Origin of the sequence: Achromobacter sp. Marseille-Q0513 (genome assembly GCF_018195695.1) — a bacterium.
Taxonomy (GTDB): domain Bacteria; phylum Pseudomonadota; class Gammaproteobacteria; order Burkholderiales; family Burkholderiaceae_B; genus Achromobacter.
Map to the genome: position 1 here is coordinate 1 of NZ_JAGTJY010000159.1, position 14884 is coordinate 14884.

General features: G+C 71.1%; 15 protein-coding genes. All 15 read right to left on the reverse strand.

Going from position 1 to position 14884, the window contains the following annotated elements; translation table 11 throughout:
- The coding region (locus KDH83_RS24020; protein ID WP_212320538.1) for an aldehyde dehydrogenase family protein at positions 1–666 on the reverse strand (666 nt) is incomplete at its 3' end.
- A 44-nt stretch (positions 667–710) separates the two neighbouring features.
- Positions 711–1088, reverse strand: a complete 378-nt coding sequence (locus KDH83_RS24025; RefSeq protein ID WP_212320539.1) for a RidA family protein — start codon at positions 1086–1088, stop codon at positions 711–713.
- A 22-nt stretch (positions 1089–1110) separates the two neighbouring features.
- Positions 1111–1506 carry a RidA family protein gene (locus KDH83_RS24030; RefSeq protein ID WP_212320540.1) on the reverse strand — a complete coding sequence of 132 codons (396 nt, stop codon included), beginning with the start codon at positions 1504–1506 and terminating at the stop codon, positions 1111–1113.
- Positions 1507–1532: 26 nt separating this feature from the next.
- Positions 1533–2543 (reverse strand): 3,4-dihydroxyphenylacetate 2,3-dioxygenase, encoded by a 1011-nt coding sequence (gene hpaD, locus KDH83_RS24035; RefSeq protein WP_212320541.1) that lies wholly within the window; start codon positions 2541–2543, stop codon positions 1533–1535.
- 107 nt (positions 2544–2650) lie between these two features.
- Positions 2651–4033: an amidase family protein gene (locus KDH83_RS24040; protein ID WP_212320542.1), complete on the reverse strand. Its 1383-nt coding sequence runs from the start codon at positions 4031–4033 to the stop codon at positions 2651–2653.
- Positions 4034–4059: 26 nt separating this feature from the next.
- Positions 4060–4782: an ABC transporter ATP-binding protein gene (locus KDH83_RS24045; protein ID WP_212320543.1), complete on the reverse strand. Its 723-nt coding sequence runs from the start codon at positions 4780–4782 to the stop codon at positions 4060–4062.
- On the reverse strand, positions 4779–6524 hold the full coding sequence (locus KDH83_RS24050; protein ID WP_212320544.1) for a branched-chain amino acid ABC transporter ATP-binding protein/permease: 1746 nt from the start codon (positions 6522–6524) through the stop codon (positions 4779–4781). The genes KDH83_RS24045 and KDH83_RS24050 overlap by 4 nt, the downstream gene beginning before the upstream one ends.
- Before the next feature lie 22 nt (positions 6525–6546).
- A complete protein-coding gene (locus KDH83_RS24055; RefSeq protein ID WP_212320545.1) occupies positions 6547–7575 on the reverse strand; it encodes a branched-chain amino acid ABC transporter permease in 1029 nt (342 codons plus the stop codon).
- Positions 7576–7577: 2 nt separating this feature from the next.
- Entirely contained in the window at positions 7578–8762 is a 1185-nt protein-coding gene (locus tag KDH83_RS24060; protein WP_212320546.1) for an ABC transporter substrate-binding protein, read from the reverse strand.
- Positions 8763–8909: 147 nt separating this feature from the next.
- Positions 8910–9506: a hypothetical protein gene (locus tag KDH83_RS24065; RefSeq protein ID WP_212320547.1), complete on the reverse strand. Its 597-nt coding sequence runs from the start codon at positions 9504–9506 to the stop codon at positions 8910–8912.
- A 90-nt stretch (positions 9507–9596) separates the two neighbouring features.
- Complete coding sequence (locus KDH83_RS24070; protein ID WP_212320548.1) at positions 9597–11042, reverse strand: efflux transporter outer membrane subunit; 1446 nt, start codon at positions 11040–11042, stop codon at positions 9597–9599.
- Between the two features lie 51 nt (positions 11043–11093).
- Positions 11094–12008, reverse strand: a complete 915-nt coding sequence (locus tag KDH83_RS24075; protein ID WP_212320549.1) for an HlyD family secretion protein — start codon at positions 12006–12008, stop codon at positions 11094–11096.
- Positions 12005–12223 carry a DUF1656 domain-containing protein gene (locus KDH83_RS24080; protein WP_103274654.1) on the reverse strand — a complete coding sequence of 73 codons (219 nt, stop codon included), beginning with the start codon at positions 12221–12223 and terminating at the stop codon, positions 12005–12007. Before KDH83_RS24080 ends, KDH83_RS24075 begins: the two co-directional genes overlap by 4 nt.
- Complete coding sequence (locus KDH83_RS24085) at positions 12220–14280, reverse strand: FUSC family protein (RefSeq protein WP_212320550.1); 2061 nt, start codon at positions 14278–14280, stop codon at positions 12220–12222. Before KDH83_RS24085 ends, KDH83_RS24080 begins: the two co-directional genes overlap by 4 nt.
- Entirely contained in the window at positions 14277–14750 is a 474-nt protein-coding gene (locus KDH83_RS24090; RefSeq protein ID WP_103274652.1) for a MarR family transcriptional regulator, read from the reverse strand. Before KDH83_RS24090 ends, KDH83_RS24085 begins: the two co-directional genes overlap by 4 nt.
- Positions 14751–14884 lie beyond the last annotated feature (134 nt).

The following is a 14884-nucleotide window of genomic DNA, read 5'->3' on the forward strand; positions in this document are numbered from 1 at the left end:
GGGGAGGAAAAGGGGGCGCACGCGGGGAGGCCGCCCCCGCGCGCCGCCGGCTCCGGAGCCAGGGCGGGGCCCGAGGTGGAGCCGGCCCTTGGCCCCGCCGGCTTCCCGCGCCGGCCGGCCGAGCCGGTCGGCGGTCATGGGCGACAGCTCCGACATCTTCAGCACCGCGGTATTTCCCAGCGCCAGGCAGGGCGCCACCTTCCAGGTGGCCGTCATCAGCGGCACGTTCCAGGGCGAGATCAGCCCGCACACGCCTACCGGCTGCAGCAGCGTGTAGTTGAGCATGGCCGAATCGACCGGGAAGGTCTGGCCGTTGATGCGCGTGGCGACTTCGGAAAAGAAATAGAAGTTCTCGCTGGCGCGCGGGATCAGCTGCTTCGAGGTCTGGTGGATGGGCAGGCCGGTGTCGTCGGTCTCCAGCTCGGCCAGCTCGGGCACGTGGCGCTCGATCAGGTCGCCCAGGCGGCGCATGATGCGGGCGCGCTCCTTGGCCGGCAGGCCGGCCCACTTGGGGAAGGCTTCCTTGGCGGCGGCCACGGCCAGGGCGACTTCGCGTTCGCCGCCCAGGGCGATTTCGGCCAGCACCTCGCCGGTGGCGGGATTGATGTTTTCCAGCACGGACGGGCTTTCGACGGGCTTGCCGTCGATCAGGTGAGGGATCATCACTGCGTTCTCTTGTTCGGGAGGAATGAGGAGAGGGATCGGCAAGCTCAGGCGCCGCGCGCGGCGATGGCGTCGATCTCGATCTTCAGGCCGGGCCGGCCCAGGTGGGAGATGCCGACCGTCGTGCGGCTGGGCGGACGGTCGGGGAAGAACTCGCGGAACACCGCGTTCATGGCGGCGAACTCGCCGATCATGTCGGTCATGTGCACGGTCATCTGCAACACGCCATCGGCCTCGCAGCCGGACGCGGCCAGCAGGTCCAGCACGTTCTGCAGCGCCTGGCGCGTCTGCGCCTCGATGCCGGGCTCGAATTCGCGGGTGCCGGGCAGGAACCCGACCTGGCCCGAGACGAACACCAGGTCGCGCCAGAGCACGGCGGGCGAGTGAGGCAGGCCGGCATCGCGGCCGATGAGCTGTTTTTCCATGGCGGCTTCCCCGGGACGCGCGTCAGCCGGCCGAGCCGAGCACGGCCACGACTTCGATCTCGACCTTCAGGCCGGGCCGCGCCAGGTGCGCCACGCCCACGGTGGAGCGAGCCGGCGGCTGGTCGGGGAAGACGCGCTTGAACACCGCATTCATGGCCTGGAAGTCGGCGTCCATGTCGGTCATGAAGATGGTGGCCTTGGCCACGTCGGCCATGCGGCCGCCGGCGGCCTCGATTACTGACTGGATGTTGCGGAAGGCCAGCTCGGTCTGCTCGGTGATGTCGTCCGAGAAGGCGCGCGTGACGGGATCGGAGCCGGTATGGCCCGAGACGAACAGCAGTTGGTCGACCTGGATGGCGGGCGAGTACGGCCGGTGCGGCAGCAGGCCGGTGGGCGGGACGATGACGTGTCGGTTCATGGCGGGAATCCTGCGTGCGGGGCGGGTCAGTCGATATAGGTGGGGATGGCGCGGGTGATCGGGTCGGACACCGGCTGCGGGCTGCCGTCGGCCAGCGCGGCCACGGTCATGGATTCCTCGTACCAGCGGCGCGGCGGCGGCGGACCCCACAGGCTCTGGCGGCGCGGGTTGTCCAGTTCCCAGCGCTTGGGCGCCTGGTCGCGGTCCACGGTCAGGTAGTCGCCGGTGTAGAGCTCGAAGCGGTTGCCATCGGGATCGCGCACATAGACGAACAGCGCGTTGGAAATGCCGTGGCGGGCCGGGCCGCGCTCGATGTTGTCGGCGTAGCCGGCGGCGGCCAGCGCGTCGCAGGCGCGGATCACGCCCATGGGCTCCATCAGCGAGAAGCCGGCGTGGTGCACGCTCGGGCCCTTGCCCGTCATCACGGCGATGTCGTGGATGGTGGCCTTGCGGTACAGCCAGCTGGCCCACACGCGTTCTTCGGGCGGGGCCGAGGCGGTGAATTCGGAGCAGTAGAAGCCCAGCTCACGCGTGTACCAGTCGAAGCCCGCCTGCGCGTCGGGCATCAGCACGTTCAGGTGATCAAGCCGGGTGGGGCAGCCGTGGCGGTGCAGATGGTATTGCTGCAGCAGCCAGGGCGCCTGTTCCATGTGCGCGTAGTACTCGACCTGGAAACCGAACGGGTCCTGCACGCGCAGCGCGCGGCCCTGGCCGCGTTCCTCGCCGGCCGCCAGCCAGCGCATGGGCAGGCCCAGGCCGGCGAACTTGTGCGCCAGGCGGTCCAGGTCTTCCTCGCAGGAAACGCGGAAGCTGAAATGGCCGATGCCGGGAGAGGGCGAGCGCGTCAGCACCACGCTGTGATGCTCGCGGTCCTCGATGGCGCGCAGGTAGACGTGGTCGGCGTCGGACTCGGTCTCGAACAGGCCCACCACGTCCACGTAGAAGTCGCGGGCGCGGGCCAGGTCCGAGACCAGGTACTCGATATGGCCCAGCCGCAGGATGTTGAAGTCGGGCTTGCCCGGCGTGTAGTCGATCATTTCCTGTCTCCGTCCGGGGCGCGCGTCGCGGCCCGATTCATGTTGATGACATTCTGTGCGCCGGGGCCGCGCGGCGTCTGTATCGCGGGATACATGCGGGGCATGGCTCACTCCTGTTCCGGCGCGATGCGCACGGGAAAGCGCGTTTCCATCCAGCGGCCCATCGCCAGCAGGCGGTCCTCGCGGTACTTGGGCGCGACCCATTGCACGCCGGCCGGCAGCGCGGCGCCTTGCGCCCAGACCGGATAGGACAGGGCCGGGACCTGCGCGCTGTTGAACGCGGGCGTGTAGGGATTCCAGGACATCCAGTCGGCGCCCGGCTGGTCCTGCGGCACGTCGCGTCCGGCCTCGAAGGCGCATAGCGGCACGGTGGGCAGCAGCAGCAGGTCGACCCGCGCGTGCAGCGCGGCCAGCTCGTTGGCGTAGCGGTCGCGCTGCTGGCAGATCGCGTGATAGCGCGAGATCGGCCAGTCGTCCACGCCTTGCACGAAGGCCAGCAGCCCGGGATCGAGCCGGCCATGCAGCTCGGGCGCGATGGCGCGCACGGCGGCCGCGCAGCCCAGCCGGTACAGGTCCTGGCCGACCTGCGAGGCGGCCTCGATGTCGTAGTCGACTTCGGTCACGTCGAAACCGTCGGCGCGCAGCGCGGCCAGCGTTTCGTCCAGGGCGGCGCGCACCGGCGCGGCGCTGCGCGGGCCCCAGCGCCGGGGCGACAGCAGGCCGATGCGGGGGCGGGCCGCCGGGGCGTCGGCGCCGCCGTCCTCGCCCAGGTTGGAGGTCCAGTCCAGCGGCGAGGCACCGCGCGCGGCCAGGTAGGCTTCCTGCAGTTCGTCCATGCCGGCGGCGATGGGGCCGGTGTGCACGATGTTCGCGAAGGCGCTGGGCAGCGGCGACAGGGGGATGCGCCCGTGCGTGGGCTTCAGGCCGATGGTGCCGGTGAAGGCGGCCGGAATGCGGATCGAGCCGCCGGCGTCGCTGCCCATGGACAGGCGCACGACGCCGGCGGCCACGGCCGCCGCGCAGCCGCCGCTGCTGCCGCCGGGCGTGAGCGACGGGTTCCACGGATTGCGGGTGATGCCGAAGGCCGGGCTGTCGGTGATACCTTTCCAGTTGAATTCCGGCGCGCGCGTCTTGCCCAGCAGCACGGCGCCGGCATCGGCCAGACGCTGCACGAACACGGTATGGGCCGCCGCCGGCTCGGCCGACGTGAGCGCCGAGCCGCGCCGCGTGGGCCAGCCGCGCACGGCGGCGAATTCCTTGATGGCCACCGGCATGCCGTCCAGCGGACTCAGCGCGGCGCCCTGGCGCCAGCGTTCCTCGGATTCCCGCGCGCCGGCCAGCGCGCCGGCGCGGTCCAGCAGCGCGAAGGCGTTGATGATCGGCTCGGCGCGTTCGGCATGCTCCAGCGCGCTGCGGGCCACGTCCACGGGCGAGACCTCGCCCAGGCGGTACAGTTCGCGCAGGCGTGGCCAAGGGGTTTGATGCAACATGATCAGTCTCCGGGTTCGGAATTGCCTCAGGCGGCGCAGGCGCCGAGATAGCTGGCCAGCAGGTCGGGGTCCTGCGCCAGTTCGGCGCCGCTGCCTTGCTTGACGATGCGGCCCAGCTCGATCAGGTAGGCCAGGTCGGCGCTCTTGAGCGCGATGCGCGCGTTCTGCTCGACCAGGATCACGGTCAGGCCCTCGCGCCGGCGCAGGTCCACCACCACGTCCATGATCTGCTGCACGATCAGCGGCGCCAGGCCGATGGATGGCTCGTCCAGCAGCAGCACGCGCGGATGGGCGATCAGGGCGCGGCCGATGGCGACCATCTGCTGCTCGCCGCCGGACAGGGTGCCGGCCAGCTGCTCGCGGCGCTGCGCCAGCACCGGGAACAGCGCGTAGACGCGTTCCAGCTCGCGCGCGAAATCGGTGCGGCGGCGGAAGGCGTAGGCGCCCAGGCGCAGGTTGTCCTCGACCTTCATCGAGGCGAACAGCGAGCGCTTCTCCGGCACCAGGCACATGCCGCGCCGCACGCGCTCTTCGACCGGCGTGTTGCCCAGGGCCTGGCCCTGCAGCAGCACCTGGCCGGCGCGCGCGGGCAGGGCGCCCATCAGCGCCTTGAGCAGGGTGGTCTTGCCGGCGCCGTTGGCGCCGATCAGCGACACCAGCGTGCCCTGCGGCACGTCGAAACTGACGCCGTGCAGCGCATCCACCTGGCCGTAGCTGACCGCCAGGTCCTTCACTTCGATCGCGTTCATGCCTCGGCTCCGAGATAGGCGGCCACCACGGCCGGGTTGCGCTGCACCTCCTGGCGTTCGCCCTGCGCCAGCAGCGCGCCGTAGTTCAGGACGAACAGGTAGTCCACGCAGCCCATGACCAGCTCCATGTCGTGCTCGACCAGCAGCACGGCCATGCCTTGTTCATCGCGCAGCTTGCGCATCAGCTGCACCAGCACGGCCTTTTCCGGGCCGCGCAGGCCCGCCGCCGGCTCGTCCAGCAGCAGCACGCCGGGCCGTGCCATCAGGGCGCGCGCCACCTCGACCAGCCGCTGGCTGCCCAGCGTCAGGCTGGCGGCCGGACGCAGCGCCTCGTCGGCCAGGCCGACCAGCTCCAGCGCGGCCCGCGCCTCGCGCGCCAGGCGCCGTTCCTCGGCACGGTCCAGGCCCAGCGCGGCCGACAGCAGCCCGGCCTTGCCCTGGATGTGGCCGCCGATCAGCACGTTGTCCAGCACCGTCAGTTCCGGCACCAGCTGCACATGCTGGAAGCTGCGCGCCACGCCGCGCCGCACCACCTCGTGCGCGCGCGCCGGCAGCGCGGCGCCGTCCAGCGAGACCTGTCCGCCGCTGGCCGGCAGCACCGCGGTCATCACGTTGAACAGGGTGGACTTGCCGGCGCCGTTCGGACCGATCAGACCGGTGATGCGTCCGGGCGGAATGTCCAGCGTCACGTCCTTGAGCGCCTGCAGCCCGCCGAAGCGCTTGTGCACGGCGTCCACGCTCAGGCGTTGGCCAGCCGTGACCGGGCGCGGCGCGGGGTCGGCCTCGCCGGCGGCGGCAGGCCGCGCCGGCGGTTTCAGCCGCACCCAGGTCAGCAGCCCGTTGGGCCAGCGCAGCAGCGCCACGATCAGGATCAGGCCGAACAGCATGGTCTCCATCTGGCCGGGAATGCCCAGCAGATTGGCGATCAGGTACTGCGCGCCCAGCTCGATGGCGGTATAGGCCAGCACGCCCAGCAGCGGGCCCAGCGGATGCAGGCAGCCGCCCAGCACGACCATGATGAGCAGGTTGAACGAGACGCCGATGGAGAACGAGGTCGGGCTCAGGAAGCTCATGTAGAAGGCGTACAGCCCGCCCGCCAGCGCCGCCAGCGCGGCCGACAGCACGAAGATGCGGATCTTGGCGGCGGCCACGTCCACGCCGAAGGCCGCCGCCATGGTCGGGCTGGACTTGATGGCGCGCGCGGCCCGACCCATGCGGCCGCGATAGATCCGGCAGTAGGCGATGTAGGCCAGCCCCACGGCGACCCAGGCCAGCGCGCCCATGGCGCGGGTGCCGAACTCCATGCCCAGCACGCGCAGCGGCGGGATGTTGGACAGGCCGGAGGCGCCGCCGGTGACCTCGATGGCCGCCACGAAGCAGACGTAGGCGGCGATGCCCCAGGCCAGCGTGGCCAGCGGCAGGTAGTGGCCGCGCAGGCGCAGCGTGAGCCGGCCTATCACGTAGGCCAGCGCCGCGCAGGCGGCCACGGCCAGCACGATGGCCAGCAGCGGCGGCACGCCATAGTCGCGCGCCAGGATGGCCGAGGCATAGGCGCCGCCGCCCAGGAAGGCGGCGTGGCCCAGCGACAGCTGGCCGGCGGCCAGCAGGAAGGCCAGGCCCAGGCAGACCAGGGCATTGGTGCCGGCCAGCGTCATCAGGCCTACGTAGTAGGTCGGCAGCAGCACGATCAGCGCGGCGACTGCGAGGGCCGCGCCGGGAAGTAGCAGTTTTTCGGGTTTCATCGGCGGGAGCGCTTGCGCGTGTTCAATGTTCGTCCAGGTCGGCGCCGGCGCGGCTGTTGCGCCAGAGCAGGATGGGGATCACCATCGCGAACACCAGCGCGTCGCGGTAGGAACTGCTGAGGAAAGAGGCGAAGGACTCCAGCACGCCGACGATGAACACGCCGGCCACCGACAGCGGGTAGTTCACCAGCCCGCCCATCGCCGCGCCCACGAAGCCCTTGAGCCCGACGACGAAGCCCATCTCGTAGTGCGCCGTCACCAGCGGGGCCAGCAGCATGCCGCTGGCGCCGGACAGGGCGGCCGCCAGGAAATAGCTGAGCCGGCCCGCCATCACCACGGGGATGCCGCAGTACTGCGCGCCTTCCCGGTTGACCGAGGCCGCGCGCAGCGCCTTGCCGGTCAGGGTGCAGCGGAAGAACAGGTACAGCGCCAGCGCGGCCGCCAGCGAGAAGGCCATGATGAACAGCGATTGCGCCGCGATGTCGACGCCGGCCAGTTCCAGGCGCGCCTCGCTGATGGGCGGCACGGCGCGCGGGTCGGCGCCCCACAGCAGCAGCGCGAGCGGATGCATGATCATGGACACGCCCACGCCGATGATCACCAGCACGACCGTCGAATTGGCGGGGGTGGGTTCGACCGTCAGTCGGTAGACGATGGGGCCGAGCGCGGCCACCAGCGCCAGCGAGGCCAGCATCTGCAGCAGCGGCGAGGGCACGCGCCAGGCCCGCGCCGTCAGCGCGGCCAGCGCCGCGCCCGCCGCCAGGTAGGATGCCAGCGGGCGCAACAGCGAGCGGCCGTTGGCCCGCGCCCGCAGCAGGTCCAGCAGCAGGCAGGCGGCGCCGCCCGCCGCCACCACGTAGACCACGGGCGCCAGCGTGCCTTCGACGAAGCTGGCCAGCGTCAGCGCGCCGAAGGTCACGTACTCGCCTTGCGCGATGTTGACCACGCGCGTGGTGGTGTAGACCAGCACCAGGCTCAGGCCGACCAGCGTGTACACCGCGCCGTTGGTCAGGCCGTCCGTCGCCAGGAACAGGGTAGTGGTGAGATCCATCCTTACTCACCCAGCAGTTCGAACTTGCCGTCCTTGACCGTCACCAGGAAGGTGCTGCGCCGGTCCAGGCCCAGGTGGTCGGTCGGGCTGTAGCTGAACAGGCCGTTGACGCCGCGGTACTCGCGCGTTGCCTCGATGGCGTCGCGCAGCGCCAGCCGGGCCTGCGTCAGGTCGCCGGCCTTGCCGGCGGCAACCACCTGGCGATAGGCCAGCAGCGGGATCTGCACCGTGTCGTAGGCCTGGGCCGCGAACATGTCGGTCTTGCCGGCGCCGTACTTGCCGTCATAGGCCTGCACGAACGCGGCGATGCCGGGCTTGAGCGGATGGTCGTCGGGCAGCTGGCGATACACGGGCAGGGCCGAGGTGCCGACCAGCGCGCCTTCGACCGCCTTCTTGCCGACGGCCATGAAGGCCGGCGTGGCCGAGCCGGCGCCATGCAGCACCGGGCCCTTGTAGCCGACGCGGCGCAGCGTTTCGGTGGCCAGCGCGGACGAGGGCGGGATGGCGTGGAAATAGACGGCGTCGGGTTTCTTCTGCGCCACGCGCAGCGCCTGCGGCGTGAAGTTGGTGTCGCCGCGCGAGAAACGCTCGGCGGCGACGATCTCCAGGCCCTTGCGCGTGGCGATCTGCTTGAACTCGACCCAGCCGCCTTCGCCGTAGGAGTCCTCGAGGCCCATGAAGGCCACCTGCTTCCAGCCCTGCTTGACCATGTAGTCGACGGTGTGGTCGATCATCAGGCGGTCGGTCAGCGGCGTCTTGAAAGTGAACCGATGGGCGTCGGCCGGCTCGATGACCGAGGCCGCCGCGGCCAGCGACAGGTTGGGCACGCGCTCTTCCTCGATCACCTTGTTCACCGCCAGCGAGGCCGGCGTGGTGGTGCAGCAGATGACCAGGTGGACGCGGTCCTCCTGGATCAGCTTGCGCGTCGCGTTGACGGCGCGCGCCGGGTCGGAGCCGTCGTCGTACTTGATGAAGCTGACGCGGAACGGCAGGCTGGCGTCGGCGGCGGTGCGCTCTTCCATCAGGTTGATGGCGGCCACCGCGCCGGTGGCGATGGCCGAGGCGCCGCCCGTGACCGAGCTGACCACGCCGATCCGCAGTTCGGGCCGGTCGTCGGCCTGCGCGGCCGTGGCCAGGAACAGGCCCGCGCACGCGAGGCCGGCCAGCAAGGGTTTGAATCTGCTCATCTATAGCTCCCGTAGAGGACAAGACAGGACGCCGGCGCATGCGCGGGCCTGGTTGAGAGCTAGTCTGGCAGGGGCGGGCGGGGCGCGGATGTATCCTGCGATACAAACCGCGGCCGTGGGGAGTTGGGGTTTTCCTGGGCTGCGCGCCTAGCGCGCGGGCGTCTTCAGCGCCTGGTCCAGGCGCGCGAACAGGTCCTGGTAGGCGGCGGCGTCGGTGACGACGCGGCTCTTGGCGTCGCCATTGCTGTCCCAGATCGTGCTGTTCAGGCCGATCCAGACGCGCGCCTGGGCGCCGTCGCGGCGGATGACGAGCTGGGCGTAGGTGCTCTGGTGGTCCGGCTTGGCGCCGTAGGCCAGGCCCTGCGACTTGAGCAGGCCGCGCAGCGCCTCGCGGCTGCGGCCGACCAGCTTCTGGTGGCGTTCGCCGGTGACGATGTCGGTGGCGGCGTCGCCGGCCACCTGTTCATAGCCGGCGGCCTGCAAGGCCGCCGCGCACGCATCGCGCAGTTGCGCGGTGTCGGACGCGGGATAGGCGCGCACGCGCACCTGGTCGACGGCGGCGCGCTCGGCCGGCGTCAGTTCGATCGTGGTCTGCTTGGAGCTGTAGCGCAGCATGCTGCCGCCCGCGCCGGTGACGCGTTCCGGCGGCTTGGCCGGCTTGGGCGTGCTGGAGCAGGCGCCCAGCAGCGCAATGCAGGCGAGCGGCAGGAGCCGGGAACAGCGGGAGCGCGGCAGGACGGCCATGGAGTCGGAACGCTTGCAACGAGGCGCCAGCGGGTGGCGGGATCAGGCGAAACCGGCCGATCTTAGCACCGGCCGGCGTCGACGGCGGACTCAATGCCGGCGGTCGGGTTCGCCCCCGTCCTCCCAGCCGCCGCCCAGCGCCAGGAACACCGCGATCTGGTCGCTGCTGAGTTCGGCCTGGGCCGCCGCCAGCGCGCTTTCATTGGCGGCCAGCGTGCGTTCGGCGTCCAGCACCGTCAGGTAGTCGGTCTTGCCGTACTGGAACAGCTGGCGCGCCTGGCTGGCGGCCTGGGCGCTCTGCTCGCGCGCGGCGCGCAGCGCGCTTTCGCGGTCGAGCTGGCGCGCGTAGACGGTCAGCGCGCTTTCGGTTTCGCGCAGCGCGTTGAGCACGGCGGCGTCGAAGCGGGCGGCGGCGGCCTTGGTGCCGGCCTCGGCCTGGGCGATGCGGGCCTGGGCGGCGCCGGTGTTGGGGATGGTCCAGGAGATCAGCGGTCCGATGCTCCAGCTGAAGGTGCCGCGATCGCCAAACATGGCGGCGGGTCCGCCGGACGCGCCGGACAGGCCCAGCGAGATCTTGGGGTACAGGTCGGCCGTGGCCACGCCGATGCGGGCGGTGGCGGCGGCCAGGCTGCGTTCGGTCTGGCGGATGTCTGGACGGCGGCGCAGCAGCGCGGCGCCGTCGCCCACCGGAATGGTCTGGGTCAGGCGCGGCGCCGTGGCGCATTGCAGCAGGCTGGCGGGGATTTGCGCCGGCGTGCGGCCGGTCAGCGCCGCCAGCCGGTACAGCGCGGTGCGCTGCTGGGCCTGGAACGGCGGCAGGTTGGCCTGCAGCTGTTGCAGCTGGCTGCGGGCGCGGGTCACGTCCAGCGCGGTGCCGCGTCCGGCGCGTTGCAGGCGCTCGACGGCGTCCAGCGAGGATTTCTGCACCTCGACCGAATGCTGCGCGGACGCCAGCTGCATGCCGGCGGCGCACATGTTGGCATAGGCGCGGGCGGTCTCGGCGGCCACGGTGACGCGGGTCGCGTCATAGGCGGCGCGGGCGGCCTGTTCATCGCCGCGAGCGGCTTCCACCGCGCGGCGGATCTGGCCGAACAGGTCCAACTGGTACGACACGCTGGCGCCGGCCGAGTAGGACCAGCGGCTGGGAGGGTCGACGCCCGGCTGCAGCTCCTGCAGGCCGGAGACGTGGCCGAAGGTGGGCGAGGCGTTGACGCCGACGCTGGGCTGCTGCTGGGCCTGGGCTTCGCGGGTGGCGGCTTGCGCGCGTTCCAGGTTGGCGGCGGCCACGCGCAGGTCGGTATTGGCGGCCAGCGCCTGTTCCACCAGTCCGTCCAGCGCCGGGTCGTCGTACAGCCGCCACCAGCGTCCGGGCGGCGCGTCCTGCCGGTAGGCCGCCTCATGCGACTCCAGGAAGGGCGCCTGCGCGTCCGGTCGCTGGACGGCGGCGTCGGCGGGCGTCCGGTAGTCCGGACCCACGGCGGCGCAGCCCGCCAGCGCGGCGGTCAGCATCAGCGGAAGGAAATGGCGGGTATTCATGACGGTTGCGGCAAGACGTGTGGAGACGGAGGACGGGTGAGCGGGGATCAATCAGGAGTGGCGCGGCGCGCCGTCCTCCCGCGCCGTCTCCGGCGGGTTGACGGACACGGTGGCGGTCTGGCCGGCCACCAGGCGCACGCCCTCGGGCACCTGGTCGATCTTGACGCGCACCGGGATGCGCTGCGCCAGCCGCACCCAGTTGAAGGTGGGGTTGACGTTGGGCAGCAGGTTGGCGCCGGTGCTGCGGTCGCGGTCGGCGATGCCCAGCGCGATGCTTTCCACATGGCCGTGGATGCGGCGGTCGTCGCCCATCAAGGTCACGGTCACGGGATCGCCTTCGTGGATGCGGGGCAGCTTGGTTTCTTCGAAATAGCCTTCGATATAGAACGAGCCGGAATCGACCAGCGCCATCACGCCACGGCCGGCGGTGGCGTAGGCGCCGGCGCGCAGGTCCAGGTTGGTGACGCGGCCGTCGGTGGCGGCCAGCACGCGGCTGCGCTCCAGGTTCAGGCGCGCGCTGTTCAGCTGCACCTCGGCCTGGGCCAGCGCGGCCTCGGTCTGCTGCAGCTTGGTCTGGCTCTGCTCCAGGGCTTCCGCCGCGACCAGCTGGCCCAGCGCGCGGTTGCGCTTGGCATCGCGCAGCGCCTGTTCGCGCGCCACCTGCTGTGAGCGCACCGAGGCCTGGGCCTGGTCGTAGGCGAGCTGGAAGCGGGCGCGGTCGATTTCGAACAGCACGTCGCCAGCCTTCACGTCCTGGTTGTCGTGCACCGGCACGTCGGTGACCAGGCCGGACACATCCGGCGCGACCTGCACCACATAGGCCTTGACGCGGCCGTCGCGGGTCCAGGGTTCGATTTCGTAATGCACCCAGAGCTGCCAGCCGGCCGCGACGGCGGCGGCCACGACGGCGGCCGTCAGCGCGAACTTGCCGATGGCGGCGGGGCGCAGGGCATTGGGGATCTTCATGCGAGTCTCTGGAAAATATAGGGAGATATCAGGGTGACGCCGTAAAGCAGCACCACGAACAGCGCCAGGTCGAACAGCGCCGGGTGCCACACCAGCCGGTACAGGCCGGCCCGGGCCAGCAGCCGGCGCAGGGCCCAGGCCACGCCCAGCGTGACCACGCCCAGCACCAGCAGCCAGGGAAAGTAAATGCCGTAAAGATTGAATTCGCCGATCATGATGCGTGGCCCTCCATGTGGGGATGGGCGGGTTGGTATTCGGGCGCGTCGGGGAAGAAGGCGCGGCGGATGCCCACCAGCGCCACCACCGCGCGGTCGCGCGCGGCCGGGCCGGCGGGCGCGCCCGCCACGCCGGCCAGCGCGCGGTCGATCTGCGCCAGGAACTCCGGCGTCTTCTGGCCACCGCGCCAGGACGATCGATCGCGGAAGTAGCGCGCCAGTCCGTCGAGCACGGGGCGCAGCACCGGTTCGGCCATGGGCAGGTGGCGGCGCGCGCGCTGCAGTTCGGTGATGTCGCGGCCCACGCGCAGGTCCTTGAGCGCGTCGGCGGCCATCACGTCGTCGGGGCGCTTGGCCAGCGCCAGGCGCGGCTGCAGCAGGCCGATGCGGTCCAGCATGCGTGCCGCGTAGCCGTGGCGGGCCTGGGTGCGCGGCGAGGCCGCCAGCGCCGCCAGGTCGCGCCAGTTGGCGGCCTGGATGCGGCGCGCGCTCCAGTCGGCGCTGACGGTGCGGAAGATGGCGGCGATCACGGCCGCCAGGCCCACGCCCATGATCTGCGCGACCTGGGTGTCGATGAACGAGACCAGGTCGGCGGTGTTGGTGTCGTGCAGCGCCATGGTGCCGACGAAGCCAAACAGTACCGCCATGGCCTTGCCGGCGGTGGCCGGGCGGGCGATGAACACGCCGATCACGAAGGCGGTGGGCAGCATAGCCAGCGCCAGCATCTCGAAGGAATGGATGGCGGGCATGATGCCCAGCAGGTACAGCGCCGAAAGCGGGATCGAATACACCGTGTAGGTCAGGAATTGCATGATGCCCGGCACGGGATTGTCCTGCGAGGCGAAGAAGCAGCTGAAGATGGCGGCCATGAGCGCGGCGGTGGCGCCGTTGCTCCAGGCCGTGCCGATCCAGAACGCGCAGCAGGCGGTGATGGCCAGGCCGGCGGCGGCGGCCGACAGCAGCGCCATGCCGTGGTCGCGGTGCAGCGGGCGGCGCTGCGCGTCCAGGTGGCGCGGCGCGCGGCGCGCGGCGCCGTCCAGCCCGGCGCGGATCTCGCTCCGCAGCGTCAGGCATTCGTCGTAGCCGTCGACCAGCTCGCGCAGCCGCGTCATCAGGCTGGCCAGCAGCGCGTCGCGCCAGTTGGAGCGGCTGTCGATGGACGGCGTGAGGCGGACGGCGGCCGCGCGCAGCCGCAGCGCGGTGGCGTGGGTGGCGCGCGGACCGGCGTCGATCCATTTGGAAATGCTGGCCAGCAGGCGCGCGACGTTCTCGGGTAGCGGCTGGCCGTCGGCCTGCAGGGCGCGCATGCGGTCCTCGACGGCCGAGACGATGGGCGTCAGCGCCGCGACGCGGTCCTGCATGGCGCGCACCGCGCCGGCGGTCCAGCGCAGGTTGCTGGTGTCGAACGGCACGTGAGTCGACAGCAGGCGCAGCTGGGTGATGTCGTTGGCCAGGGTGCGGCGGTCCTTGTCGGACTTGCCGGCGTCGCCGCCGCCGAGGATGTCGTGCATCCACAGCCGGGCGTCGCGCACGGCCTTGTCCAGCAGCAGCGTCAGCGCCGGCGCCAGGCCGCGCGGCAGCACCACGCTGTGGACCAGCGTGGCGCAGACGATGCCCAGCGCGATTTCCTCGACGCGGGCCAGCGCGGTGTCGAACACCAGCGTGGGCTCGGTGACGGACGGGAAGCCGATCATGGCGGCGGTGTAGCCGGCCAGCATGAACAGATAGGAGCGCGGCGTGCGGTCCAGCACCGACATGTACAGGCAGGCGCCGACCCACAAGGCCATGGCGGCGGTCATCACCACCGGCGAGTTGGACAGGCGCGGCACCATGTACACCGTCATGGCCGAGCCGACGAAGGTGCCGATCAGCCGGTACAGCGCCTTGGAGCGCACGGCGCCGGACCAGGGCTGCGACACGATGTAGGCCGTGGTCATGGCCCAGAACGGACGCGGCAGGCCCATGCTGTACGACAGATAGAGCGCCAGCATCGCGCCCGCGTAGCTCTTGAGCGAGAACACGGTTTCGCGGACATTGGGCAGTGCCGGCAGCTTCATGGCCGGTAGTCCTCCTGCGCGCCGGCGGCGCTGCGGCCCAGCGCGGCCTTGAGCGCCTCGGACACGCGCAGGCAGGCTTGCAGGTCGTCTTCGCTGATGCCGTCGAACAGGCGCCGACGCAGCGCGACCAGCACGTCCTCGACCTGGGCGCGCAGCGCCTGGCCGGCCTCGGTCAGGTGCAGGGTCTTGGCGCGGCGGTCATGCGGGTCTTCGCGCCGTTCCATCAGGCCGGCGGCGACCAGCTGGTCCAGCACGCGCACCAGGGAGGGGCCTTCCACGCCCAGCGCTTCGGCCAGCGCGCCCTGGCGCACGCCGTCGCCCAGGCGGCCGGCGAGGATGACCGGCCAGGCGGTGGCCTGGGACAGGCCGTAGTCGGCCAGCGCCTTGTCGGCGGCGCCGCGATAGGCGCGCGACAGCACCATAAGATTTGCGGTGGTGGCCATGAGCAGGGAGTCGGAAGGCGTGTTCATGAATTAGATTGTATCCTATCTATTAGCTTACTAATAAATGAAAATGAACGATATCTCCATGAATTTTTTCAATCGGGACGATCGGAGGCGGGCTTTCCATGGATGGAAAGCCGGGAGGCGGGAGGGGGAAGGAG

Bases quoted from the DNA above. Each gene is read 5' to 3' on its own strand.
- KDH83_RS24075 (WP_212320549.1), bottom strand. From the start codon at position 12,008: ATGAAGATCCCCAATGCCCTGCGCCCCGCCGCCATCGGCAAGTTCGCG.
- hpaD (WP_212320541.1), bottom strand. From the start codon at position 2,543: ATGATCGACTACACGCCGGGCAAGCCCGACTTCAACATCCTGCGGCTG.
- KDH83_RS24050 (WP_212320544.1), bottom strand. From the start codon at position 6,524: ATGAAACCCGAAAAACTGCTACTTCCCGGCGCGGCCCTCGCAGTCGCC.
- KDH83_RS24065 (WP_212320547.1), bottom strand. From the start codon at position 9,506: ATGGCCGTCCTGCCGCGCTCCCGCTGTTCCCGGCTCCTGCCGCTCGCC.
- KDH83_RS24040 (WP_212320542.1), bottom strand. From the start codon at position 4,033: ATGTTGCATCAAACCCCTTGGCCACGCCTGCGCGAACTGTACCGCCTG.
- KDH83_RS24055 (WP_212320545.1), bottom strand. From the start codon at position 7,575: ATGGATCTCACCACTACCCTGTTCCTGGCGACGGACGGCCTGACCAAC.
- KDH83_RS24030 (WP_212320540.1), bottom strand. From the start codon at position 1,506: ATGAACCGACACGTCATCGTCCCGCCCACCGGCCTGCTGCCGCACCGG.
- KDH83_RS24060 (WP_212320546.1), bottom strand. From the start codon at position 8,762: ATGAGCAGATTCAAACCCTTGCTGGCCGGCCTCGCGTGCGCGGGCCTG.
- KDH83_RS24085 (WP_212320550.1), bottom strand. From the start codon at position 14,280: ATGAAGCTGCCGGCACTGCCCAATGTCCGCGAAACCGTGTTCTCGCTC.
- KDH83_RS24080 (WP_103274654.1), bottom strand. From the start codon at position 12,223: ATGATCGGCGAATTCAATCTTTACGGCATTTACTTTCCCTGGCTGCTG.
- KDH83_RS24045 (WP_212320543.1), bottom strand. From the start codon at position 4,782: ATGAACGCGATCGAAGTGAAGGACCTGGCGGTCAGCTACGGCCAGGTG.
- KDH83_RS24025 (WP_212320539.1), bottom strand. From the start codon at position 1,088: ATGGAAAAACAGCTCATCGGCCGCGATGCCGGCCTGCCTCACTCGCCC.
- KDH83_RS24090 (WP_103274652.1), bottom strand. From the start codon at position 14,750: ATGAACACGCCTTCCGACTCCCTGCTCATGGCCACCACCGCAAATCTT.
- KDH83_RS24070 (WP_212320548.1), bottom strand. From the start codon at position 11,042: ATGAATACCCGCCATTTCCTTCCGCTGATGCTGACCGCCGCGCTGGCG.